Below are 24,586 nucleotides of genomic sequence, written 5' to 3'. Positions count from 1 at the left end.
GTCACTCCACGCGTCGGAGCCCGGCCGGCGCCGGGAAGGGCACCACGATCTCGCGGCCGACCTCCTCGATCGCGTCGGTGAGGGCGGTGGTCAGCACGATTCGGTCGTCGTAGACGTGGGCGATGCGGACCACGGTCTCGCGGCCGCCCTCGTCGATGACATAGCGATCCATGAGGAACCGCAGGCCCACGCGCTCGAGGACCTGCTCGGCCTCGTGCCAGTCGTCGACCGGGTCCGTCGCCCGGCCCAGTCTGTCGATCGGCACGAACAGCGGCTCGGCGACCGCCATGTCGATCCAGCCGACCACCTCGCCGTCGTCACGCCGGTGCGGCACCCACGACGCGGGGATCACGACAGCCCCACCGGACCCACCACCCGGGTCACGCGGTGACCACCGCCTCCTGACGAGGAACGCCACCAGCGGCACGACCGGGGTCGCCACCATCGCGGTCACCAGCAGCCAGAACCGTCGACGCCACCACATCAGCCCCGCGAACGCGGCGACGGTGACGAGCCACGCGGTGATCGGCGTGGCCGCCATGATGGTCTGCCAGCGCGGCTCGCAGATCAGCTCTGGGCTCTCGCGGAAGCAGGTGTCGGCGAGCATCGCGGACATGCCGCCGAAGAGCAGGCACAGGAACCCCACGGCCACGACCTCGACGGCGTACATGGACAGGCCCAGGCCCCACCGCGCGCGGACGGGGTCGCGACCCGCGCCTCGGCGCCCCTCACCGCCGGGACGCGCGCCGGGACGCGCGCCGCCGGGGCCGACTCCGCCGGGACCCGCGCCGCCGGTCATCGCCTCGTCAGAACTTGCGGAAGGTGTGCCCGAGCAGCTTCTTTCCGCCCTCGGCGAGCTTGCCGGCCTTCGCCGCCGTCGGGATGAGCGACAGCGCGTTGAGCCGCGACGTGACGTGCAGGCGGGCGGCCCGCTCGGCGTTCTTCCAGCCGCAGGCGGCGAACGCGTCGGCCTCGCCGGCGAAGAAGCGTGCCTCCTCGTCGAACCGCCGACCGTCGAGGGCGCGGACGGAGGAGTCGGAGGCGGAGTGGCGGCGGTAGAGGAACGCCAGCGTGGGGTCGTAGATCATGTGGCCGCCGCCGGTGATGACGTCCACCAGCAGCGCGAGGTCCTGCACCACGTCCAGGCCCTCGCGGAAGCCGATCCGCTTGACCCACTCGGAGTTCCACGCCAGCGACGGGAAGTAGGTCCAGTTGCCGTGCATGAGCGAGGTCATGAGCTTCTCGCCGTGCAGCACGGTGCGGCCCTGTGTCTTGGGCTGGGTGAAGGCCTTGACCGAGTCGGACAGGCCGCGCACGGGCGCTCCGTGCTCGTCGATGACGCTGACGCCGACCTCCATGACGGCGGCGTCGGGCACGGCGGCGAACCCGTCGGCCACGACCTGCAGGTAGTTGGGCAGCATGACGTCGTCGGCGCCCATCACCACGACGATCGGCGCGGTGACCATGTCGAGGCACTTGCGGTAGTTGCCGTTGGCGCCGAGGTTCGTCTCGTTCTTCTCGTACGAGACCCGCTCGTCGCGCGCGGTGATCTCGCCCATGTAGCGGGCGGGCTCGGGGTCCGGGTAGCCGTCGTCCACCACGACGAGGCGGAAGTCCCGGTAGCTCTGGGCGAGGACACTGTCCACGGCCTTCTTGAAGTGGTCGACGTCCCCGTAGTACGGGAGCATCACGTCAATGGCCATCAGGGGAACCGCCGTCCTTCTCTTCACCGGGTTGTCCGACTGATCGCATAGTATCGACCCGCGATGACGGGTGACAGTGTGCGGGATGGCGAGCCGGGCGCGGCGGACGGGCGGGCTGACGGCTCGGGCCCCGGCGGTAACCGCGATGTGTGGCTCATCGTCCCGTGTTTCAACGAGGGCACCGTGATCGAGGACGTGCTCGCCGGCGCGCGCGAGACGTTCCCCAACATCGTGGCGGTGGACGACGGTTCGGCCGACGACTCGGCCGCGGCGATCCACCGCGCCGGGGCGCACCTGGTGCGGCACCCGGTGAACCTCGGTCAGGGCGCGGCCATCCAGACCGGCGTGGAGTACGCCCGCGCCCAGCCCGGCGCGCGGTACTTCGTCACGTTCGACGCCGACGGTCAGCACCAGGTCAAGGACGTGCAGGCGATGGTCGGTCGGCTGCGCAGCGAACCGATCGACATCATCGTCGGCACCCGCTTCGGCCGCCCGCGCGGCGAGGACGACCAGGTACCGCTCATCAAACGGCTCGTCCTGCGCACGGTCGTGCTGCTCAGCCCCCGCACCCGCCGACTGGGCCTGACCGACGCGCACAACGGCCTGCGCGTGTTCAACCGCCGCGTCGCCGACGAGCTCAACCTGCGGATGAACGGCATGAGCCACGCCAGCGAGTTCGTCGAGCTCATGGACTCGCACGGCTGGCGGGTCGCCGAGCAGCCGGTCGACATCCTCTACACCGAGTACTCCATGTCCAAGGGGCAGTCGCTGCTCAACGGCATCAACATCCTCTCCGACGGCTTCGTGGGACGGAGGCTGCCCCGATGATCAAGGTCCTGCTCCTGCTGGCCGGCGCCGCGCTGGTCCTGTTCTTCCTGGCCAATCGCCGCAAGGCGCGCGCCAAGGCAGGCGTGAAGATCGGGTTCGTCCTGTTCGTGGTGTTCATGGTCTACGCCGTGATCCGCCCCGACGACCTCACCGTGGTGGCCAACGCGCTGGGCGTCCAGCGTGGCACGGACCTGGTGCTCTACGCGCTGGTCATGGGCTTCGCCTTCGTCACCGTCTCCACTTACGTGCGGTTCCGCGAGCAGGAGCTGCGCTACTCGCGCCTGGCGCGGACGATCGCCCTGCAGAACGCCGTGCGTCCCGACGACCGGGTCGACGTCCGCGCGATGAAGCCGGCGGCGGACGACGACCCGCTGCGGCCCTGACCCCGCCCGTGGATGGCGCCGAGGGAGGGACCAGCCGCGCACCCTCCGCGCCCGACGTCGAGCAGCCCGGTGACGCCGAGGGCGGTGGCGACGCCGTGCGTGGTGAGGCCGCGCGCCTGCTGCGACGCCTCGAGGTGGCGCGCGACCGCCTCGACCGCGCCCGTGGCGAGCGCACGTCCGACGCCGCGGGGGCCGACAGGGGCGACGACGACGAGGTCCGCACCCTCCTGAGCCCCGCCGCCGACCGGATCGCGCGATTGGCCGAGCTCGCGGGCGCCCTGGCGGACGGCACGCTCACAGAGGCGTCGGCCGGCGAGGCGGCCCGCGCGGTGGCCGCCTCCCAACCGCACCGCGGCGTCCGATGACCGGGGCACTGCCGGAGTACCCGCCGCCAGCCCGGGTCGTCGCGCTACTCGGGCTGGCCGCCGACCTCCTGGCGACGCGGGACGCCCTCGCGACCGCGCGCGACGCCCTGCTGACCTCACCGACCCGCTCCCCCGCGCTCGACGCCCTCGCCGACGCGATCGACGGCGAGGCCCGCGGCCTCGACGAACAACTGGCGGGCGTCTACCGGCTGGTCGAACTCGCCGAGGACGCCTTCGACGACCTCGACGGGCCGGACCCCCTGCCCGCGCCGCAGCGCGCCCGGCAACGCGAGCGGCTGGGCCGGGCCCGGAGCAACGCGCTCGCCGACCTGGCCAGGCTCGCGGGACTAGCCGGGCCCGCGGCTCCCGGCGGCATCGACACGGCCGCGACCGTGGCCGGCTGGGCGACGGCCGAGCCCGAGGAGGTCTACTCGCGGATCGGGCACCTGCCGGTCGCCGACAGGCGCGTGCTCACGCTCGCCGAGCCCGAGGCCGTCGGCGCGACCTACGGCGTGCCCTGGCCGATGCGGGCCCGCTCCAATGCAGTGGCCGTGCGCAGGGCCCTCCACCGCGAGCAACTGGCGGGCACCCCGTGGTCCCCGCGCATCGGGAGACTGGAGACGATGGCGCGGCGCGACGCTCGTCGTCGTCGGTCCTTCCCCGCCTTCTCCCCGCGGCGCGGTGGGCGGATGATCGAGGTCGTGGGCGACCTCGGGCCGCGCACCGAGGCGGTCGCGGTGTACGTCCCCGGCACCGGCACCAACCTCGACATGTCGCACGTCAACACCGGCGTCGCCGTGGACCTCGTCGACGCCGCCGACGGCCGACTGGCGGTGATCGCGTTCCTCGACGGCGAGTTCCCGCAGGACATCATGGCCGACGCCGGCAACCCGCGGTACGCCGAGACGATGGCGCCGCGGCTGGTGCGCTTCTGCCGCGAGGCCGACCGGGTGATCGAGATCGAGTGCCCCGGCGCCGTCCTGACGGTCGTGGGTCATTCCTACGGCGGCCGGATCGTCGGCACCGCCGAGCGGCTTGGCCTGCGCGCCGACCGGGTCATCTACGCCGAATCCCCCGACCTCGGGGCGGGGGTGACCGGGCCGTCGGACTGGCGCGCCCCCGGCCCGGTGCTCCGCTACACCCTCACCGCGCCGGGCGATCCCGTCGAGCTGCTCCAGGTGCGCTTCGGATTGCGGCGGCGGTGGTCGCACTCCGACCTCGGCGACGGCGGCGTGCGCCTCGACACCGGCTACTTCGCCGACGGCACGCCCGTCTACGGCACGCGCGGGCACGGCGGGGTGTTCGACCGCGACTGCGGCGCGTTCCGGGCGATGCTCGCCGTGATGCTCGGTGGGCCGGTGCCCCTGTGGCGCGAGCGCGAGATCCGCGCCCGCCACACCGCGGTCCGGCGGGGCGACGAGGGTCGGCTGCTGCCCGTCCTCCGGCGGCACGTCGCCGGCCTCTGGCTGCGCCGAGACCGCGAACCCTACGGCGATGCCGAGGTCACCTGGGAAGCGCCCGAACGACTGACGATCGTCCCGCCGGCGACGCGCGCGGCGGGGGAAGGTGTTGGCGTTCGCACGGAGGCTGTCTGATACTGGGGCCCATGGCATCGCTCGACACCCGGTTCAGCCGCCCGTCCCTCACCGCCGTGGGGATGAGCGCGCTGGGGGTCCTGTCCGTCGGCCTCATCACGACCGGCCTCTGGTACGACTCGCACCGCAGCGCCCAGGCCGTCGAGCGGGCCCGCGCCCAGGTGGAGACCGCCCAGACCGGCGGACCCACCGCCGAGCCGATCGCGAGCACCACCTCCGAGTCGACCACCGAGGCCACTTCGGAGGAGACCAACGAGCCGCCCACCGAGACGACGACGCCGGAGGAGACCACAGAGACGCCCGTCGCGACGCAGACGCCCTCGACGACCGTGCCGACCGCGGCCCCGGCGCGGCAGGCCACCGCCGGCCAGCCGGTCCGCCAGGCGCCGGTCGCCCCGGTCGCCCCCGTCGCGCCGCCGGCGGCGGGTGCAGGTCAGGACGCCGGGACGGGTGAGGGAGCGCCGGGCGTCGACCCCGGCGCAGTCCCCGGCACCGGCGAGACAGGCGACGGCGAGGCCGGCGAGCCTGGTCAGGGTGAGGCCGCCGAGAACGGTGAGGGCGGCGAGCAGGGCGGTCAGGGCGACCTCGAGGTGCGGCAGCCCGACGGCGCCCGGCCCGCGCCCGGATTCCCGGACCTGCTGCGGCCGTTCCTCCCCCGCCCGAACGTGCTCCCCCAGCCGGACACCGTCGGAGCCGCGGCAGTCGGCGCGAACGCGACCGAGGCGAAGGCGACCGCAAAGGTTGAGGCGACCGACGAGGCCGTCGGCGACGAGCGGGGCGAGTAGACCCGGGGGGTCAGTCGCGGAAGTAGTCGACCGTGCGGGCCACGCCCTCGCGGATCGTCACCTGCGGGACCCAGCCCAGCACCGCGGCCGCGCGGCCGGCGTCCAGCGCCGAGCGGGCGACATCGCCCAGGCGGGCGGGCGCGTACTCCGGATCGTCGGCCGCGCCCGCGGCCTCGGCGACCAGCGTGTGCAGCCCGCGGTCGGTGGTCTCGACGCCCGTGCCCACGTTGAACCGCAGCCCGGCGGCCGCCGGCACCTCGGCGGCGCGCACGAAGGCGTCCACCACGTCGTCGACGAACACGTAGTCACGGGTGTTGCCACCGTCGCCGAACACCCGGGTGGGCTGCCCGGCGAGCAGGCGCTGCGAGAAGATCGCTACGACGCCGGCCTCACCGTGCGGGTCCTGACGCGGCCCGTACACGTTCGCCGGCGCCACCCCCGCCCATTCGATGCCGTACAGCCGCGAGAACATCTCCAGGTAGATCTCGCCCGCGACCTTGCCCGCCGCGTAGGGGCTCAGCGGATCCACCGTGCGGGTCTCCGCGACCGGCAGCTCGGTGACGGGCCCGTAGATCGACCCGCCGGAGGACGTGAAGACGATCCGCCGCACACCGGCCTTGCGCGCGGCCTCCGCGAGGCGGACCGTGCCGACCACGTTGACCTCGGCGTCGTGCACCGGGTCCTCGACCGACAGGCGCACGTCGATCTGCGCGGCCAGATGGAAGATCACCTCCGGACGGGCCTGCGCGACGACGTCCTCGATCGCCGGGTCGGTGAGATCCAACTGGTGGAAGACGAAGCGGTCACCCGCCTCCCGCGCGGCGGCGAGGTTCTCCAACCGCCCCCGCGACAGGTTGTCCACCACCGTCACGTCGTGGCCCTCGCCCAACAGCCGGTCCACCAGGGTCGAGCCGATGAACCCGGCCCCGCCCGTCACCAGTGCACCCATACGTTCCCCTCCCTCGCGCGACGGGCCCCGCCGCCGCTCCCCCCTGTCGGAGGACAGTGTTCACAATACGACCGCGGGGTTCCCCGCGAGCTCACTCCGGCCCGTATATCTCCGTCGCCCTGGTGAGCGGGGTCCGCCGCTCGGGCGGGAACGGCGAGTCCTCCAGGATCTGCGCGAGCTCGGCGTCGGTGAACGCGGCGCGCACGGCGTAGACGCGCACCTGCGAATCCGCGTACACGGTGACCAGACCGGGCGTGGTCGCCAGGTCGAGCAGGTGCTCGTTGGGCCGCTGGAACCCCCAGTAGTTCGGCGGGCTGACGTACACGTAGGTCACGCCCAGCTCGGCGAGCGCCTGATCGACCCGCGGGTCCTCGCCGGCCCGGTCCATCCGGGAGAACAGGTAGGTCGTCAGCGGGGCGGTCGAACCGGGCTGGAGGTAGTGCCGCGCCGTCGAGGGCAGCCCGTCGGTGGCGTACATCCACCCGGAGCCCTCGTCGGGGTTGGTGTAGATCAGTCCGGAGTAGGCCCGCGGCTTCTCGGAGAGCCACCGGAACGCGCGCAGGTCGTGCTGGTCGACCATGCGGCCCCAACGCTGGCTGGTCCCGGCCGCGGAGGCGTACTCGGGCGAGGCCTGGACGACCCACGAGCCCACGCCGACCAGGGCGGCCAGCGCCACGGCCACCCGCGCCAGCTCCACGCCGCGGCCCTCGGGATCGGTGACGGGATCGATGAGCCGACCCAGCCAGCCCGCTAGGCCCTGCACGGTGGCGCCCACGCCCACGCCGACGGCGGCGGCCACCACCACGGCGAGCACCACCCCGATCCGGCGGGGATCGTTGTAGTAGATGCTGCCGATCCCGCGGAGCACGCCGCCGGTCCAGTTGCCGAAGACGCTCATCGCGTTCACGCACACCACGAGCGCGCCGCCCCACAGCAGGAGCGGCCACACCACGCGCCGTCGCAGCATGACGAGCAGCCCCAGCGCCGCGAGAGACAGGAGCACCCAGCGCACGCCCCAGTCCTCGACGTGCCGGACCTGCAGGGCGACCGCCTTGCCCCACGTGGCAGCGCGGTCGGCGCCGATCTCGAACTCGAACGCCGAGATGTCGTCGGCCTCCTCGGACACGGTGAGCACCTGCGGCAGCAGCGTCAGCACCCCGGCCAGGCCGATGCCGGCCAGCACCGCGAAGTCGCGCACCCGCCCGCGCACCGGCCGCCACAGCCCGTCGAAGAGCCACCAGAACAGCACGAACACCCCGGCGGTGACCATCGCCGAGGGGTGGACGCCGCCGATGCCGACCAGCGCGAGTGCCGCGGCGGGGATGAGCCGCCGGTCCGCCAGCGCCGCGACCACCACCGCGGCCCCGAGGCCGACCATCCCGTTGGCCACGGCGGACGGGGTCGCGGCCACCATGACCTCGACGAACGGCAGCCCGGGGAACAGCGGGGTGGCCATCGCGGCGACGGCCGCCGACGTGGCCACGACCGGCCGCGAGAAGTGCCGGTGCGTGATGAGCCATGCCAGGGCCGCCACGCCGAGCGGGAAGACCAGCGCGACGCTCCCGATCTGGACGAGGTTGTACGTCTCGACCGCCCCGATGCCGCACAACCCCATCACGAGCGCGGCGATCGCGTGCCACGTGCTCGGGTAGTACAGCGTCGCGCCGTTCTCCGGATACCGCAGCTCACCGGCCTGGTCGGGCGATGCCAGACCCACGTCGTGGATGAAGCGGATGTAGTTGGCGTGCCAGTGGGCGTCCCAGCCCTGGAAGATGTTCGCGGTGCCGCCGGGCATCGCCGACAGCTCGGTGAGGATCATCTGCCCGATCAGCCAGGCGCTGACCAGCACCGCCGCGCCCGGCAGCAGCCACCACCGCGCGCGCCGCCCCCGCCGACCGCTCAGCCGGCCGGGCTGCTCGACCCCTGTGGTCCGGGAAGCCCTGCGGATCCGGCCGACCCGGCCGGTCCCGCCGCGCCGGCGACCGCCACGCCCGCCCGCCGGCGCGGCGACGCGTGCTCGTCGTCGTCGCCCCATCCACAGCACCCCGGTGATGGCCAACCCCACCACACCCACGACGGCGGCGGTGGCGGCCGTGGCGACCACGTACCCGCCGAGTGACCACGGCACGCCGATCCGGCCGTAGACGTAGCCGGAGATCGCGGCGATACCGAACGAGACGGGGATCGACGTGGCCACCGACAGGCGAAGGGGCAGTTGCGCGGCGGCGCCGACGATCACGCCGGGCACCACCAGGAGCGCGGTGAGGGTCATCATGACCATCGCGATGTCGATGACCCGCCTCCGTTCCCCGCCCTGTCAGCGTCTCGTCCCGGCCCGCGGGCTCGTCTCGTGTCCCGCCGTCCGACCCGCCCATTATGGTCCACCGCGTCGTGAAACCTCAGCGCGGCACGAGCACCCCGACCGGTCCGCTGCCCACACACAGGCCCGACAGCCCTCCGATCGGCGAGACGGTGAGTCCGCTCCCGCCGCCGACGAGACGCACGTACACCGTTCCCAGGCCCGCCTCGACGGGCGCGATCGCGGGCTCGCCGTCGTCGAGACGCACGGACACGTGACCGTCGGCCTCGGCGAACGTGTGCAACCGCACCACCCAGTCGCGCCCGATCAGCGGCCCGTCCAGCTCGATCCGGGTGCCGTCCGCGCCGATCCGGTGGCCGCAGCCCGGCTCGGGCCCCTGCGGGAGCGTGCGGCCGGGCACCACGTCCGCCGACCAGAGGGTGCCGCCCGCGTCGATCACCACCGGCTCACGGGTCCACGCCCCCACCTCCGGGACGCCGGGCATCCCGCTGAGCAGCCAGGACAGCCGGTGCGCGGGGGCCGTGACGGGCAGCAACACCTCGGGCGGGAGGTCCTTGTCCAGCAGCGGTTCGGTGCGGTCGCGCAGCGCGGCGAGCAGCGGCTGCACGTAGTCGCGGGAGGGCTGCTCGGCCCAGGTCTGCCGGTAGGTGACGGTGGAGACCGCGGAGGAGGCGAGCAGCGCCACGAGGCCGAGCGCGCCCGCGGCCGGCCACCCGCCGAGGGTCGGCGCGTTGTGCGTGCGGCGGGGGTCGTTCCTGGGTCGTGGCGCGTTCGCGCGTCGGGGGGTGGGGGATCGTCGCGGCGCGTTCGCGCGTCGGGGGGCCGCCAGGGCGAGGGCCGTCGCCGCGGCCAGCACGACCGGCAGCTCGGCGTGGTAACGCAGCGTCTGGACGATCTCCGCGGCCGTGTCCGGGCCGGCGCGGCCGACCGCCACGAGGACCACCGAGACCAGCGGGTACAGCGCCGCGCCCGCCCAGATCGCGCCGGTGCGGCGTCGGGTGGCCAGGGACCACGCCAGGACCGCCGCGCACGCGACCGCGCCCGCGATCACCGCGGCGAGCGGCGGGTCGGCCATCGGCGGACCGGGGTGCCATCGGTCCCACCGCCACGGCCCACCGCCGAGCGTCGGCGCGACGGCCAGCCGGTAGGTGTGGTCGACCAGCGCCGCGAAGTCGGGGCGGGTGCCCTCCGCGGCGCCGAACGAGCCCCGCCCTCCGAGACGGCCGACGACGACGAGGAAGACCGCCGCCCACACCGCCACGATCACGGACTGAGCGAGCCAGGCGGCGCGGGTCCGCCGCCACAGTGTGGGCAGGTCGGCGCGCGTTCCGCTCGTCGTCCACCACCCGCCCAGCAGCACGACGGCCGCCACCACCGGGACGAAGACGGCCTTCTCCACGAACAACAGTCCCAGTGCAGTGGCCACAGCCGCGCCCACTGCGTGCTGAGCCCCGCCCGTGCGTGCGAGGAGGACCATCGATGCGACGGCCCACGCCATCGCGGCGGTGAGCGGGAGCGCGTTGAGCGCCGCCGCCCACCAGGTGGCGGCGGGCAGGCCCAGCGGGATCACCAGCGCCGCCGTCAGCGGGACGAGCAGGACCGTCCGCCCGGACAGCAACACCCACAGCATGCGCGCCAGCGCCGCGCCGGAGACCAGCTGGAGCAGCGCGATCTGCAGCAGCGGTACCCGGAATTCCAGCGGCGCGAGGTGGGTCGCGAGCCAGACCAGGGCCATCCCGCCGGGCATGAGGTGGCCGTCGTGGTCGGTGAACAACAGGTCCGGATCCGGCCACGCGTGCCGGGCGGCCAGGCCGTGGAGGATGAGATCGTCCCAGTAGAACCAGCCCGCCGCCGCGACCCACAGCCGCGCCCCCGTGGCCGCCAGCACCACGAACACGCAGACCATGAGCACCGGGCGGCGGCCGAGCACAGGGCGGGAGGCCGCGGGCACGGACTCGGTGCGCGGATCGGTCTCGGCAGCCGGAGCCGTCTCGGCGGGAGGATCGGTCTCGGCGGGTGCGGGACTGCGGTCGGGGGTCGCGGGCGGCATCGCGGGCAAGGCTAGCCGGATCCCGGCCCCCGGTGTCCTCGACGTCCGCGCGCCGGCCGGGTACGCCCGCACTCGCCGCCTCGACCACAGCCGCGCGCCGCCATGGCGTCTCGCCCGTCCCGCTGCGCAGGCCAGACGCCATGGCGAGGAGCGACGACGAATTCCGCGTACATCCACAAGAGCGAGACGCCAGGGATGAGAGCGGCTGCGGGCCGGGCGTGCGGGCTCGATGCACACGCGGATTCAGACGGTTGCGCGCAGGCTCGGGCGAGGTTGCACGCGCTCCCGCTGATGCGCAGCCGCCTGTGCCGATGCCCTGCCGCGGGCTGGGATGTCCGAGGGCGTCGATAGGGTGCCCCGCATGAGTTCCGGAACCCCTCGTGCAGTCGGTGCAGTCGTCCTCGGTGTGGCCATGCTGGCGGGGATCGGCTGGTGCGCGGAGGCCGAGGACGGCGCTCCCGGCACGACCGGCACCCCCCAGAGCTCGCAGGTCGATCCGGGCGGGCCCGTCTCGTCGTCGTCGTCAATCCCACCGGCTCCCCCGGCGCCGGACGCGGGCGGGGCGGCCGAGCCCGTGCCCCCGGCCGCCCCGCCCGCGGACCCGTCGGGCGACCCGCAGGTCATCGCCGCGAAGGTGGCGCTACCGCAGCTCGAGGTGAAGGGCCGTGCGCCCAGGACGGGCTACGACCGGGACCTGTTCGGGCAGGCCTGGACCGACGACGTGTCCGTGGAGTTCGGACACAACGGCTGCGACACCCGCAACGACATCCTCAAGCGGGACCTGACCGACCTCACCTTCCGGCCTGGGACCCGCGACTGCGTGGTCCTCACCGGCGTCCTCGAAGGCCCGTACACCGGGGAACGCATCGAGTTCACGCGCGGGCAGGACACCTCCTCGGAGGTGCAGATCGACCACGTCGTGGCGCTGTCCGACGCGTGGCAGAAGGGCGCACAGCAGCTCACCGAGGAGCAGCGGCGCGATCTCGCCAACGACCCCCTCAACCTCATGGCGGTGGCGGGGTGGGCCAATCAGCAGAAGGGCGACGGCGACACCGCCACGTGGCTACCGCCGCGTCGCGAGTTCCGCTGCTCGTATGTGTCGCGGCAGGTGCTGGTCAAGGAGCGCTACGGGCTGTGGGTGACGGCCGCCGAGCGCGACGCGATGGACCGGATCCTGGCGGGCTGCTGAGCGGGCGCGGGGCGGACCGGCCCTGAACGGCGGGCGCGGCCGGACCGACCGACCCGCCGCCGGCCGGCCTCTCAGAAGTCGAAGAAGCCGCCGCCGTCGCCGCCGAACAGGCCCCCGTCGAGGAACCCGCCGCCGCCGTCTCCCCCGCCGTCGCCGCCGAACAGCCCGCCGTCGAAGAAGCCACCGCCGTCACCACCGGCGTCTCCGCCCTCGCCACCGTCGCCGCCGAACAACCCGCCGTCGAGGAAGCCCTCGCCGTCACCGCCCTCGCCCCCGCCGAGGTCGCTGACGTCCTCGCCGCCCTCGCCGACCCCGGCCTCGAAGTCCTCGCCGGAGTAGCCGACGCCCGCCATGCCGGCGAACATCATGTTGAACATCATCATCGAGCCCATCATCCACACGCCCGTGGCCAGCGCCGACGCCCACCAGGGCTCCGAATACCAGCCCGCGGGCACCGGGCGACCCGCCACGACGCCACCCGGGTAGTAGTGCGGAGTCTCGTCGCTCGGGTCGGTGGCGGCCTTCATCTTGCGGCCCTCGACCTCGACCTCGCGGTCCTCGGTCACCCGGCCGGCGCGGTCCTGGCCGGGAGTCGGCGGCAGCTCCGGACCGGGGTCGAGGCCCATCGCCGAGCGGGCGGCGCGCACGTAGTACAGGCCCTCCAGCGCGGTGTCCTTGGCCAGCTGCGCCTGCACGGGCGTGCGCGCCTTCTCCAGCTCCGCGACGGCGGCGGTGTAGCGCTCGGAGGCGTCGGCCATCGCCTGCTTGGACGCCTCGTCCGTGCCGTCGAGATTGAACACCTGGCCGCCGAGCCGCTCGATCCAGCGGGACGCCTCCGCGCGGTAGTCCTCGAGATGACGGTTGTGGTGCGCCTCCAGCTGCGTCTGACCCTTGTTCTGGCTGCGGGAGATCACAGCGACGGCCACCGCGATCACTGCGGCGATGAGGAGGAATTCCACGACACGACCTTTCTCGGTACTGGTTCCGAGGGTACCGAGATCGCGGACGGCGGATCAGTGGGTGACGTTGCTCGACGCCTCCTCGCGCGATAGACCTTCCGCGGCCGAGCTCGAGTCCACGACGCCCGCGCGTCGCAGTGCGTCAGCCTGCTCCGGATCGACGCCGAACTCCGCCAGCACCGAGTCGGTATCGGCTCCCCTGGCGCGCGGACCGAAGCGAACCGCCCCCGGCGTCCCGGAGAGCTTCACGGGGATACCCATGCTGCGGTACCCGTCGCGTTCGACGACCATCTCGCGGTGCAGCACCTGCGGCATCGACAGTGCTTCCCCGACGTGATTGACCGCCCCGGACGGCACTCCCGCCGCGCGGAGGCGATCCGCGAGGTCCTCACGGGTCACCCCGCCGACCAAGCCGCCCAGAATCGACCTCAGCTCCTCGGCGTGCGCTAGTCGGTCGGGGTTGGTGAGGAACCTGGGATCCTCCACGAGGGCGGGTGCGTCCAACGCGACGGCGAGCGCGCGGAATTGACGATCGTTTCCAGCACCGATGAAGAACGGACCGTCGGCGCAGGTGAAGGTCTCGTACGGGCAAATCGTCGGGTGTGCGACGCCAGTTCGTTCCGGGGGCTCGCCCGTGGCGAACCACTTGGCCGCGTGGGGGTGAAGGATCGATATGGCGTTGTCGAGCAGTGCTAGGTCGACGAGTTGTCCACGCCCGGTCGCGGCTCTCACATGGAGCGCCATGAGGATGCCGTTCATGGCGTTGAGGCTGGTGACGATGTCCACGAGCGGGATGCCGATCCGCATTGCAGGGCCATCAGGCACCCCGTTGATGCTCATCAGGCCGGACAGCCCCTGCAGGACGGCGTCGTATCCCGGCGCCCCTCCCAGCGGGCCGTCGACGCCGTACCCGGTGATGCGGCAGTGGATGAGCCGCGGGAACCGTTCGGCGATCACGTCGTCCGCCAGCCCCCACCGTTCCAGGGTGCCGGCCTTGAAGTTCTCGATGACGACGTCCGCTTCTTCCAGCATTCGACCCAGCAAGGCCTGACCCTCCTTCTCGCGAAGATCGATGCTGATATTCCGTTTGTTGCGGTTGAGGCCGTCGAAGTAGGCGCTGTGGCCCTCCCGCACGAATGGTGGGCCCCAACTACGCGTGTCGTCTCCGCTGGGAGCCTCGACCTTGATGACGTCCGCGCCGTGGTCCGCGAGCATCTGTCCGCACAGTGGTCCCGCGAGCACACGGGAGAGGTCCACGACCCGGATGTCGGTAAGCGCGCCCGAGCGAGGGGGCAGCGTGTTGTCGTCGTCGAAGCCGGAGCCGGGGTTCGTGGTGTTCATCTGTGTCTCAACTTCCTGTCGTTTTCTGTGTGTCCGAGCGCGTCCGAGAGGTCGTCGGGCAGGTCTGTTCGGTGGCCAGGGGGTCCCCGGACCGCTCACCCGCTGAGGGAGGCGCCGCCGTCTCGAGCTCAGCGATCGGGGTTCTTCTCAACGACACGCTCGTCGAGACGGCCGAGATGGCTGACACCCCGCCCAGGAGCAGGAACACGCTTCCCGGTCCGGCTACCGCCGCCACCGCTCCCGCTCCGAGCGGGATGACCACCTGGGCCGCCCGGTTTCCCGTCAGCCGGAGTGACAGTGCGGCCGAGCGGTCCCCCGCCGGCGCCACCGCCGTCACCCAGTTCATGGTCACCGGCTGGTTGAGGCCCCAGAAGAAGCCGATCACCGCGAGCGCGACGCCCAACACCACCGTCTGCTCGCCAAGGCCGAGCGTCACCGCGGCAGGAACCGTGACCAGCGGCGTGAGTGTGAGGATCGTTCTCTGCGGCCACTTCCGGAGAATCCACGGCAGCGCTGCTCTCGAGATCATCGAGAACACGGAGCGCACCGCCACGAGCAGAGTCACCACCATCGGACTCAGACCCACGGACTCCCCGATCACGGGCATATATGCGGTCACCAAGTCGACGCCGGTGATCACCACCAGGGCGGCGTAAATCGCTGGGATCATGCCCGGCCGCCGCAGGAGGGCGATCATGGACGCCCCTCCCTCGGGGCGGGCCACTCCGCCACCCGGTGCCCGGCGTGGGAGGCTCAAGGCGAACGGTAGGGCGATCACGATGACCGCCGCCATGACGAACAACGGGAAGGTCGTTTTTACCGGCCCCGCCGTGCCACCGCCCCCGAGCAGGAGACCTATGGCCGGTGTTCCGACGGACTGCCCGAGGGACACCGCGAGGGTGAACGCGGCGAACCCGTTGACGTGGCGGGACCTCTCCGTGAGTTCCATGACGAAACCCTGTGCGCCGATCATCGTCATGATCTGGCCGAGCCCCAGGACCGTGTTCGACACGGCTAGCACCCAGATCGAAGGCGAGAGCGCGGCGCCGGAGACCGCGAGCGCGGATAGCGCGATCCCGGTGAAGAAGACCCCACGGCTACCGGAGCGGTCGACGAGGCGTCCGAAGTGCAACGCCAGCAGCATCGGCAGGAGCGCGAAGGTGCCCGCGACGATCCCCACGGTGGTGGCGTCGCCGCCCAGGGCGAGGACGCGATAAGACACCGCCACCCGGACGGCGTCGTACGCGCCGTTGATGAGAACGGCTGCGATGAACAGCCGCACGAGAGGGGTCATCACGGGCGCGATTCTCAGCGGCCGGTGATGGTGTCGAGCCAGGTGCCGGCGACGTCCCCGAGGTCGGTGCCCTCGACCACCATCGGCCATGCGCCGCTCATCCCCCCGGCGATCGCGGATCGGGTGAGTGCCGTCTCCCACAAGAAGGGTGAGCCGAACTCTCCTCTCCACTGGAGCGCCGGGAGGGTACGCCGGTGCAATGTGTGTTCATGGGTGGTGCCGATCGCGCCGTGGACCTGGTGCGCGTTGCGCACGGTCACGGCCAGCGCCTGGGACACGACGCTGCGGGCGACCGCAACCGAGTACCCGGAGCGTTCCCCCGTCTGGTTTGTGGCGATCGCGTCGGTGAGGGCGGAGTCGACCGCCGCGCGCGCGAGCACGGTCTCCGCGGCCAGGTCGACGACGAGGTTCTGCACGGACTGGAACTTGGCCAGTGACCGTCCGAACTGGTTGCGCTCGGTCGTGTGCTCGATCGCGAGGTCCAGCATCCCCTCCATCGCGCCCACGCACTGGAGTGAGCGAACGAGGGCACCGCGTAGGACATGACCCCGCACGGCCGTGGAATCCACGGGGCGCCAGTCGAGTTCCCCAGCCACTGAGACGTCCGCGTGAGGGACGGCCGACACCGCCTCGACCGGGGTGATCGTCAGGTCTGAGGTCACCGCGTCAGCCACCTCGAAGGTGCCGTCCGCGGTCCGTCGGACACACACCACGCCGTCGGTCTCCCCTGCCCAGGGCACCGAATGTGCGGTGCCTTCGGCCCCCAGAACCGCGACAGTGGACGTGGCATCGGTGGCGTCGTCGATCCCCGACGCCCGCCGCAACGGCCCCGCCAGCAGGTCGGTTTCGGCGAAGGGTACGGCGACACCCGCCGCAGCAGCGGCGCGGAGCAGCGCGGCGGCCTCGGCCCATCCGGCCCCGCTGCCTCCGGTTTCCTCCGGCGCGGTGAGCCGCGCAAGCCCCACTTCCCTGAGGGTGTTCCACACCGCCACGTGCTCGGGTTCCACCGAAGGGCCCGAGTAGCCGGCCAGAACGTCCGCGATCATCGCTTCCACGTCCGGGTCGACGGTCAGGTCGACGCTGTCCGTGCTCGTCTGCTGCTCAGTCATCGCATCCCCAGTCCCCGCGCGATCACACCGCGCAGAATCTCGTTGGTCCCGCCACGGAGAGTGAAGCCGGGGCGTTGATGAAGGCCTGCCCGGAGCAGGCTCTGGATCTCGGCGGCGCCGGGGGCATCGGTGGTGTCGCCGGGCACGAACTCATCGCCCACCCGGGCCGAGACGTGGTCCACCAGGTCGCCCTCGGTCGTCGTTCCGAGGAGCTTGACCAACGCAGCGGCCGTGTCCGCCTTCTCACCGCGCTGGAGCGCACCGGCGACGTTTTGGCTGAGCGCGTGCAGACCCGCCATCCGCGCGACCGATCGGCCCAGGTCACTACGTTCGGCGAGTCGCCCTTCGGCGATCGCGCCGATCTCGGCGGCGAAGAGCCGGAACGAGGAGAGGAAGCGCTCGGGGCCGCTGCGCTCGAAGGCCAGCTCGGAGTTCACCTGCTCCCAACCGCGACCGATGGTCCCGAACACCATGGAGTCGGGTACGAAGACCTCCTCCATGACGACCTCGTTGAAGTGATGGTCCCCGGACAGCGAGATGATCGGCCGAATGGTCACCCCCTCGCTGCGGAGGTCGACGATGAACTGACTCAGGCCCGCGTGCCTGTCGGAGGTGTCCAGGGGTGACGTACGCGCGAGTGCGAAAAACGCCTCCGCGTGCTGGGCCCCGGACGTCCACACCTTGGTGCCGGTCACCAACCAGCCGCCGTCCACCCGGACGCCCTTGGTGCGGACGCTGGCCAGGTCCGAGCCGGAATCCGGCTCGCTCATCCCGATCCCGAAGCAGCACTCCCCGGAGGCGATACGCGGCAGGTACTCACGCTTCTGCTCCTCGGTTCCGTACGCGAGCAGTGAGGGGGCGATCTGTCGGTCCGCGACCCACTGCGCCGCGACCGGCGCCCCGACCGACAGGAGTTCCTGGGTGACGACGAAACGCTCGAGGTGAGTTCGCCCCCGCCCGCCATATTCGGTGGGGATGGTGATGCCCACCCAGCCGCGTTCGGCCAGCCGGCGGGTGAAGTCCTCGTCCCAGCGTGTCAGCCACGTGTCGATCCACGGGGTGAGGCGGCCGGCGGCGATCTCCTCCGCCAGGAAAGCGCGGACCTCCGCGCGAAGTGAGTTCATCGCGTCGGTGGACGCCGTCGTCGGCGGTGCGAGGGTCGAACTCATGGGGCCTCCTCTGGGCAACGGGTGATCGGTGTCACCACCCTAGAGTCACACACGGCCCCACTTTACGCAATAGCGGATTCGTATACGTGTTTTTGTAGCTGCTGGAGCATGAGGCTCCGCGGAGCCGCTGCTGCCGATACTGTTACGCCATGACGGAACGCACTACAGCTGACGGCAGCGGCCCAGTCGGGCGACTGAGTGTGGAGAAGGCCCCGGAGCGTCCGCGGCACAGGATGGTCGACCGCGTCGCGGCCATCATGGAGCTGGTCGCCCGCTCGCGGTCCGGGCTGACCCTCACCGCCATCGCCAAGGCCCTCGACGCCCCGGTGAGCTCCACCCAAGGACTGATCAACGGCCTGGTCGCCGTCGGTTACCTCGACGAACGGGATCGCGTCTACACGCTGGGCACCGCCCCGTATCTTCTGAACGTCATCGCGGGTCGACCTCCGGTGACCAACGTCAGTCGCGAACAGCTGGAAGCGTTGCACGCCGAAACCGGGTTGACAACGGCACTATCGACCGATGTCGGTGACGACCTGTTCTACGTGGACCACCTCTCGACGGATCCGCACTACGCCTACCTCGCCGAGAACAGGCTCCGCCGATCACTGCTGCGAACCTCTGCGGGATGGCTCCTGCTCGCCGACCGGGAACGACGCGACATCTGGGCATACCTGAATTCCCGCCCGGCCAACGAGGCCGACATCGTCGAGCAGTTCCTGCGGTCCCTCGACGAGCTGCGCGAAACCGGGGTCTGTGTCTCGCCCCGCGTCGCGGTGGACGGCGGCGACGGCGTCTCGGTGGCCCTGCGTGAGCGGGGGCGCACCATCGCGACGGTGGGTGTCATCGGAAAAGCCGAGGAGATCGCGGCGCGGAGTGACGATCTCGCCGAGATCCTCCTGCGCTACGCGCAGGACTGGGGGATGCGCTGACAAGGACGGGAGGGGCGGCCAGCAGCCGCCCCTCCCAATCTCTAGTGCTCAGTTGCCGCTGTAATCACCGGCGCGCTTCTCCATGAACGCGTCCAAGGCCTCACGGTGATCCTGCGTGTGATGAGCGAGGGCCTGCATCGCAGCCGAGAGTTCCAGGAGGGACTCAAGCGACTGATGCTGCGATTCCCGAAGGAGCTTCTTGGCCATGCGGACGGAGTGGGGGGGATTCTTGGCGACCCTCGCCGCGAGCGAGGTGGCCGCCTCCAGGAGCTGTTCCGGCTCCACGACGTCGTTGACCATGCCCCACTCCAGCGCCTTCTCTGCGGGCACGCGGTCGCCGGTGAGCGCCATCTCCGCCGCCCGCATGGGGCCGATCGCTTTGGTGAGCAGCCAGGCACCTCCGTCACCCGGGATGATTCCGAGCTGAACGAAGCTCTCGGCGAAAAAGGCGCGGCTGGAGGCGACCCTCAGGTCACACATCATGGCCAGGTCGCATCCTGCCCCCACCGCGGGACCGTTCACGGCGGCGATCACCGGCACCTCGCAGTGATATAGCGCGCGGGGGATCCGCTGGATACCTCCGCGGTATCCGTCGCGTAGCTCGTAGGGGCTGCCACCGAACATTCCGTTCCGTTCGACCATGTCCTTAACGTTGCCGCCGGCCGAGAACGCCGATCCGGCCCCGGTAAGCACCACCGCCCGGACCTCGCGGTCCGCGTTAACCGCGGCCACGCGAGCACAGAGCGCCTCCACGATCGACGCGTCGGAGATTGGATTGCGACTGTCGGGGAGGTTGAGGGTCCACGTCTCGATGTGTCCGTCACGCCGGACGAGCACGGAATCATTGGAAGACATATCTCAATTCAACTTTCTTTTCAGGATCACGGCCGGGCCGGCCGGGACCGGGAGTGTCGACTACAGCCCTACATGGATTGCGGCACCCACAGAACGACCTGCGGGAATATGAGGAAGACAAGCGCCGTCACCAGCATGGCGACAACGTATGGGAACGCCCCCCGGAACACTTCCTCGACCCGCTGCCCCGCGGATCGGGCCACCACGAACACGTTGAGCCCCATCGGCGGCGTGACGAGTCCGACCTCTGCGAGCAGCACCATGAACACGCCGAACCAGATGGGGTCGTATCCGAGCGCCTCCACGAGCGGCAGCACTACGGGGACGGTGAGCGCGATGATGGCGATCTGGTCCATGAAGAACCCGAGCACCACGTAGATCGACCCGATGAAGACCATGATGACGACCGCAGGCACCGGAAGATCACCCACCCACGCTACGAGGCTCGGCGTAACGCGGGATTCGGTGAGGAAGTGGCCGAACACATGGGCGCCGATGATGATCGCGAAGATCATCGCTGTGGACTTGGTGGTCTCGACGAGCGTGTGCCCGACGGCGACCATAGTGAACCGCTTGCGAGCGATCACCAGTATCAACGCGGCGATACTTCCCAGCGCGGCGGCTTCGGTCGGGGTCGCCAGACCGAGGTAGATGGAGCCGACCACGGCCGCGAAAACGAGTACCAGCGGCGCGGCGGTCAGCAGCGCCCTTCCCTTCTGCCCCCAGGTGGCGGGCTCGCCACGGGGCACCGTGTCTGGGTTACGCATCATCGTGACGTAGAGCATCACCACGAGACCACAGGCGATGATCACACCCGGCACCGCTCCGGCGACGAGCTGGTCGCCGACGCTCACCTCGGCGGTGATCGCATAGAAGACGAGAATGATCGAGGGCGGGATCATCGCGGCCAGCGTTCCCACTACAGCGACGAGGCCACTCGCGGTCCTGGGGCTGTACCCCTCGTCGATCATCTTGAGCGTCGAGGTCTGGGCCAGGGTCGCAGCCGCTGCGGTCGACGAACCGGACACCGACGCGAAGGCGGTTCCGGCGCCGATCGATGCCACGGCGGTTCCGCCGCGGATGCGGCCCACGAGCGCCCGGGCCGCGTCGAAGAGGGAGTCGAGTAGCCCGGAGAGCATCAGCAGGTGCGCCATGAGGATGAACAGCGGCACGGCTGACAGCGAGTAGCTCATCACCGATGTCGCGGGCACGGTCTGCATGACGCCGTCGACGACGTTGCCGCCGCCGATCATCAGGAGCCCGACCAGTCCGGCGCCCAGGATGGCGAAAGACACCGGCACCCGGATAAGGATGAGAAGGAGCAGCAGTACTACTACGGCGAGCGCGGTCATATCAGCCTTCTTCCTGGAAGTTGCCGGGCTCGTAGTCAGTGACCACGCTGGTCAGAGGCGCCGTGATCTCGCGGTAGAGATCGATCGCCACCACGACCAGACCGAGCACGCTGGCGGTGGGGATGATCGTCTTCCACCACCAGGTGGGCCAGGGCAGTTCCGCCATTCCCGGAGGAGGCATCTCGGCGGTGACGAACGAGAAATGAGCGGCGCGCGTCCCCGAATACGTCAGCAGGACGAGCCCCGCGAGGACGATGAGGTAGGTCGACACCAAGAGCAGCTTTCGGACGACCGGCGGCATCTTCTCGAAGATCGTCACCACCGCGACGTGCGCTCCGGCGCGGTATGCGGTCACCGTCCCGAAGAACGCGACCGCCATCATCAGGTACTGCTCGACGAACCCGACGTTCCATCCGAGCGGAGAGCCGAAGGCCGTTCTGGTGAACACTTCGAGGGCGGTCAGTGCGGCGATTGCGACGATCGCCACGCTCGCGATGGCGGCGCAGACCCCGGAAATCCCGTTCTGGAACTTGTCGAGTCGTGAGTGATCTTCGGTGATGTAGCCGAATGGCGTCCGGACCGCCGGAGTTGAACCCTGCCGCGGGACGATCACCTCGGGAACGTTGTTGCTCATGATCGTTCTCCCCCGTGCTCGGACTCAGCGCGTGCGAGCGCTGCGGTGAAGTCGTCCAGAACTTGCTGGGCTGGGAGCCCGATACTTTCGAGATCGTCCACCCACGCCTCTCGGACCGGTGCGGCGAGCGCCTCCCACTCGGGACGCTGCGCGTCGGTGACCGCCACCATCTGGACTCCCGCATCGCGCATTGCCTGTTTGGACTCGTCCATCGACCGCGTGAGTTCTTCGCACACCTCCACCTGGGCGAGTTCGGAGGCCTCCGCGAGAACCGCCTGCTGATCCGGGGTCATCTCGTTCCAGACCGAGTTGGAGACCGAGTAGGTGACCGTGAACGAGCCGAGACGGGCGCCGTCCGTGGAGTAGGAGATCACTTCCTCGAGGCTGTACGGAGTGATGCTGATCGGGCTGGCGAGGGTCCCTTCGACGGTTCCGCGCGAGATGGCCTCGTACATGTCACCTAGCGGCATGGAGACGCCCGCGGCCCCGGCCTGGTCCACGACCCGGTCTGCGGCGCCTCCGGTCGATCGCATGATCTTGCCTTGCAGGGCCTTCACCGAGTCGACCGGGAACGCCCCGGACATCGCCTCGTAACCGGGGATGTACGCCACCCAGAGCGGCCTGACATCCTGCGGCGCGAGCTCCGCTTCAAACAGCGTGGTCCCCGGCTGCATGATCTCGAGCATCGCGTCCCCGCCCACGCACGGGTCCTGAGTGAAGCCGGGGAGATCCCCGACGTTCGACATCGGGAGCTGGGTTCCGACATAGGCGGGCGACACAGCGGCGATCTGGGCGATCCCAGTCCGTAGCACCGCCGGCATGTCTCGCTGCTTACCGAGCTGGCCCGACGCGTAGTACTCGATGTCCATTCCTGCGTCCGGCCCCTTGCTCTCGAGGACCTCCATGAACGCGGCAGTGCCACTGCGCCCGATGGGGTGGGTCGCGGCAAAGCTGTCGCCGATCCGCACCTCGGTCAGATCAGCGCTTTCGGTCGACGAACCCGCACATCCGGCCACCAGGGCGATCGCGAGGCCGGTAACGGCGGCACCAGAGACTCTGGACACAGTGCGTCTGCGCTTCGACTCCGCCCGCGGAGGCGGTCCGCTCGAGCGGGGGCGGGCCGTGCCAGGCCAGGAAAAGGTAGCCATGAAATTCCTTACTTAGGGAACGGGCTATGTATATACGTACCGGTCTGGCCCGAGGCTACTTAGTGACATGAGTCACTGTCAACGGAAGAGGCGAAATACCAGGCAGGAGACACATCTGCACAAGAAAAAGCCCCTGTCTCATTGAGTGAGACAGGGGCTTCCTGTAGAGCCGCGTGTCGGAATCGAACCGACGACCTTTTCATTACGAGTGAAATGCTCTACCGACTGAGCTAACGCGGCGAGCCCTTGTGGGGCGACGCAACTATATCCGACGGACCCCCGAGCCGAAAAACGGCCTGCACCGGAGCGCCCCATACGGCGCTCGCGCCGGACGACTCCGCCCCGGCGGTCAGGAGCCGAGCGCAGCGCGGATCGCGCCGACCATCGCTGACACCGCGAACTTCGGCTTGACGTTGACCTCGATCGCGGCCCGGCAGTCCTGCACCGCCTCGATCGCCTTGAGGATCGAGGCGGCCGGGTAGTGCCCCCCGAGGCGTGCGGCCTCTTCGGCCTTGTCGGGGTGGACCGCCGCGACGTCGCGGGCGCCGAGCGCAACCGTGAGCGCGTCGCGGTAGAAGCCGGCCAGGTCGACCAGGGCGAGGTCCAGCGAGTCCCGGGTGGAGCGGGTCCGCCTCGACTTCTGCACGCGTTCGAGTTCCTTGACCGCGCCTGTCGCCCCGCGGCCGGCGGAGGCGGTGCCCTTACCGGTGCCGCCGGCGCCGAGGGCGGTGCGCAGTTCCTCGACCTCTCGCTCGTCCGACTCGCTGTTGCGCGCCAGCGCTTCCTGCTCGGCGGAACTGACGAGCCGGCTCGCGAGCGGGAAGGCCCGCCCGGGGTTGTGCATGACCATCGGCAACTGGAGGACGAGGTCCCGGCGTTCGCGGGTTGCCTCGTCGGTCGCCAGCCACCGCGCGCGCCCCACGTGTCCGGAGGACACCGAGGCGGCCCACCGGGCGAGGTCCGGGTCGATCGCGTCGCCGTCGGCGAGAAGGGCCCGCTCGACCGCCTCGGCGTTCTGCTGGTGCAGCGCGACGTTCCGAGAGCGCGAGCGCAACGTGACCATGATGTCCATCGGATCGGTGGTCGGCGAGCACAGCAGGAACACTGTCCGACTCGGTGGCTCCTCCACCACCTTGAGCAGCGCGTTGCCGGACTGCTCTGTGAGCCGGTCCGCCTCCTCGACCACGACGATCTGCCACCGACCGGTCCCGGGGCGACTGGCCGCGCGGTGGATGGTCTCCTTGACGTCCTTGAGGAGGATGTTCACGCCCTGCGGGGCGAGCAGGTGCACATCCGCATGAGTTCCCGCCAGGACGGTGTGGCATGCGCGGCACCGACCGCACCCCACCACGTCGGGGTCCTCGCACTGCAGGGCCGCCGCGAACGCCATGGCCGCAACGCTGCGTCCGCTGCCCGGCGGCCCGGTGAACAACCACGCGTGGACCATCCGGGGGTCGGACTCGTCCCACCCCTGGCCAGGGACGCGGGCACGGGCGGCCGTGGCGGCAGCGGTCAGCTCCGCCACGACGTCGGCCTGTCCGGCCAATCGTTCGAACACCCCGGGCATGGCCCCACCTTATCCCCGCGGACCGACACACCTGAGTCCCCACCGGCACCGGCGCGAAC

At 70.9% G+C, this 24,586-nt stretch carries 22 protein-coding genes and 1 tRNA gene; 7 read left to right on the top strand and 16 right to left on the bottom strand.

The genetic code is table 11. The annotated features are described in order from the left end of the window. Window position 1: 1 nt before the first annotated feature. Together A6035_RS18585 and A6035_RS03025 are read right to left on the bottom strand one after the other, a co-directional pair. The gene (locus A6035_RS18585; protein WP_244192520.1) at window positions 2–799 is read right to left on the bottom strand and encodes a hypothetical protein; all 798 of its coding nucleotides are present in this window, start codon (window positions 797–799) and stop codon (window positions 2–4) included. A gap of 7 nt (window positions 800–806) precedes the next feature. After that, the gene (locus A6035_RS03025; RefSeq protein ID WP_108846551.1) at window positions 807–1,703 is read right to left on the bottom strand and encodes a glycosyltransferase family 2 protein; all 897 of its coding nucleotides are present in this window, start codon (window positions 1,701–1,703) and stop codon (window positions 807–809) included. 63 nt (window positions 1,704–1,766) lie between these two features. Between A6035_RS03025 and A6035_RS03020 the strand changes: the two genes are divergently transcribed. Genes A6035_RS03020 through A6035_RS03000 form a run of 5 tightly spaced genes read left to right on the top strand, consistent with a single transcriptional unit; the run spans window position 1,767 to window position 5,659 of the window. After that, entirely contained in the window at window positions 1,767–2,531 is a 765-nt protein-coding gene (locus A6035_RS03020) for a glycosyltransferase family 2 protein (protein ID WP_235026832.1), read from the top strand. After that, a complete protein-coding gene (locus tag A6035_RS03015) occupies window positions 2,528–2,914 on the top strand; it encodes a DUF2304 domain-containing protein (protein ID WP_108846550.1) in 387 nt (128 codons plus the stop codon). Before A6035_RS03020 ends, A6035_RS03015 begins: the two co-directional genes overlap by 4 nt. An 8-nt stretch (window positions 2,915–2,922) precedes the next feature. Beyond that, window positions 2,923–3,279 (top strand): hypothetical protein, encoded by a 357-nt coding sequence (locus A6035_RS03010; protein WP_108846549.1) that lies wholly within the window; start codon window positions 2,923–2,925, stop codon window positions 3,277–3,279. Next, entirely contained in the window at window positions 3,276–4,874 is a 1,599-nt protein-coding gene (locus A6035_RS03005) for an alpha/beta hydrolase (protein WP_167400697.1), read from the top strand. Before A6035_RS03010 ends, A6035_RS03005 begins: the two co-directional genes overlap by 4 nt. Window positions 4,875–4,885: 11 nt before the next feature. Beyond that, a complete protein-coding gene (locus A6035_RS03000) occupies window positions 4,886–5,659 on the top strand; it encodes a hypothetical protein (RefSeq protein WP_108846548.1) in 774 nt (257 codons plus the stop codon). 10 nt (window positions 5,660–5,669) lie between these two features. Here A6035_RS03000 and A6035_RS02995 read toward each other — a convergent pair whose 3' ends face one another. The 3 genes from A6035_RS02995 to A6035_RS02985 form a co-directional block, all read right to left on the bottom strand. After that, window positions 5,670–6,608, bottom strand: a complete 939-nt coding sequence (locus A6035_RS02995) for an SDR family NAD(P)-dependent oxidoreductase (RefSeq protein ID WP_108846547.1) — start codon at window positions 6,606–6,608, stop codon at window positions 5,670–5,672. Between the two features lie 91 nt (window positions 6,609–6,699). Next, window positions 6,700–8,889 carry a DUF6541 family protein gene (locus A6035_RS02990; protein ID WP_167400696.1) on the bottom strand — a complete coding sequence of 730 codons (2,190 nt, stop codon included), beginning with the start codon at window positions 8,887–8,889 and terminating at the stop codon, window positions 6,700–6,702. Window positions 8,890–9,007: 118 nt separating this feature from the next. Then, entirely contained in the window at window positions 9,008–10,978 is a 1,971-nt protein-coding gene (locus A6035_RS02985; RefSeq protein ID WP_108846546.1) for a hypothetical protein, read from the bottom strand. A gap of 361 nt (window positions 10,979–11,339) precedes the next feature. Here A6035_RS02985 and A6035_RS02980 point away from each other — a divergent pair, with 361 nt between their 5' ends. Beyond that, entirely contained in the window at window positions 11,340–12,167 is an 828-nt protein-coding gene (locus tag A6035_RS02980; protein WP_425267516.1) for an HNH endonuclease family protein, read from the top strand. Between the two features lie 71 nt (window positions 12,168–12,238). Here the strand turns inward: A6035_RS02980 and A6035_RS02975 are convergent, their stop codons facing one another. From A6035_RS02975 to A6035_RS02955, 5 genes are read right to left on the bottom strand one after another with little or no spacing between them, the layout of a single operon-like run. Then, complete coding sequence (locus A6035_RS02975; protein WP_108846544.1) at window positions 12,239–13,126, bottom strand: hypothetical protein; 888 nt, start codon at window positions 13,124–13,126, stop codon at window positions 12,239–12,241. Window positions 13,127–13,180: 54 nt separating this feature from the next. Continuing rightward, window positions 13,181–14,467 carry a CaiB/BaiF CoA transferase family protein gene (locus A6035_RS02970; RefSeq protein WP_108846543.1) on the bottom strand — a complete coding sequence of 429 codons (1,287 nt, stop codon included), beginning with the start codon at window positions 14,465–14,467 and terminating at the stop codon, window positions 13,181–13,183. 7 nt (window positions 14,468–14,474) lie between these two features. After that, the gene (locus A6035_RS02965; protein ID WP_159149583.1) at window positions 14,475–15,761 is read right to left on the bottom strand and encodes an MFS transporter; all 1,287 of its coding nucleotides are present in this window, start codon (window positions 15,759–15,761) and stop codon (window positions 14,475–14,477) included. A gap of 14 nt (window positions 15,762–15,775) precedes the next feature. Next, complete coding sequence (locus tag A6035_RS02960) at window positions 15,776–16,870, bottom strand: acyl-CoA dehydrogenase family protein (RefSeq protein WP_108846541.1); 1,095 nt, start codon at window positions 16,868–16,870, stop codon at window positions 15,776–15,778. Continuing rightward, on the bottom strand, window positions 16,867–18,039 hold the full coding sequence (locus tag A6035_RS02955) for an acyl-CoA dehydrogenase family protein (RefSeq protein ID WP_108846540.1): 1,173 nt from the start codon (window positions 18,037–18,039) through the stop codon (window positions 16,867–16,869). The genes A6035_RS02960 and A6035_RS02955 overlap by 4 nt, the downstream gene beginning before the upstream one ends. 149 nt (window positions 18,040–18,188) lie before the next feature. On the opposite strand from A6035_RS02955, the gene A6035_RS02950 reads away from it, so the two are divergent. Then, window positions 18,189–18,971: an IclR family transcriptional regulator gene (locus A6035_RS02950; protein WP_108846539.1), complete on the top strand. Its 783-nt coding sequence runs from the start codon at window positions 18,189–18,191 to the stop codon at window positions 18,969–18,971. A gap of 48 nt (window positions 18,972–19,019) precedes the next feature. On the opposite strand, the gene A6035_RS02945 is transcribed toward A6035_RS02950, so the two are convergent. The 6 genes from A6035_RS02945 to A6035_RS02920 form a co-directional block, all read right to left on the bottom strand. Continuing rightward, window positions 19,020–19,826 (bottom strand): crotonase/enoyl-CoA hydratase family protein, encoded by an 807-nt coding sequence (locus tag A6035_RS02945; RefSeq protein WP_108846538.1) that lies wholly within the window; start codon window positions 19,824–19,826, stop codon window positions 19,020–19,022. Window positions 19,827–19,894: 68 nt separating this feature from the next. Beyond that, window positions 19,895–21,178 carry a TRAP transporter large permease gene (locus A6035_RS02940; protein ID WP_108846537.1) on the bottom strand — a complete coding sequence of 428 codons (1,284 nt, stop codon included), beginning with the start codon at window positions 21,176–21,178 and terminating at the stop codon, window positions 19,895–19,897. Between the two features lies 1 nt (window position 21,179). Then, window positions 21,180–21,812 (bottom strand): TRAP transporter small permease, encoded by a 633-nt coding sequence (locus A6035_RS02935; protein WP_108846536.1) that lies wholly within the window; start codon window positions 21,810–21,812, stop codon window positions 21,180–21,182. Next, complete coding sequence (gene dctP / locus A6035_RS02930) at window positions 21,809–22,780, bottom strand: TRAP transporter substrate-binding protein DctP (protein WP_162533977.1); 972 nt, start codon at window positions 22,778–22,780, stop codon at window positions 21,809–21,811. Before dctP ends, A6035_RS02935 begins: the two co-directional genes overlap by 4 nt. A 347-nt stretch (window positions 22,781–23,127) precedes the next feature. Then, window positions 23,128–23,200, bottom strand: a tRNA-Thr gene (locus A6035_RS02925). 109 nt (window positions 23,201–23,309) lie between these two features. After that, window positions 23,310–24,527, bottom strand: a complete 1,218-nt coding sequence (locus A6035_RS02920; RefSeq protein WP_108846534.1) for a DNA polymerase III subunit delta' — start codon at window positions 24,525–24,527, stop codon at window positions 23,310–23,312. Window positions 24,528–24,586 lie beyond the last annotated feature (59 nt).

The organism is Dietzia lutea (assembly GCF_003096075.1).
Classification (GTDB): Bacteria; Actinomycetota; Actinomycetes; order Mycobacteriales; family Mycobacteriaceae; genus Dietzia; species Dietzia lutea.
This window is presented reverse-complemented; position numbering and strand designations above follow the sequence as displayed.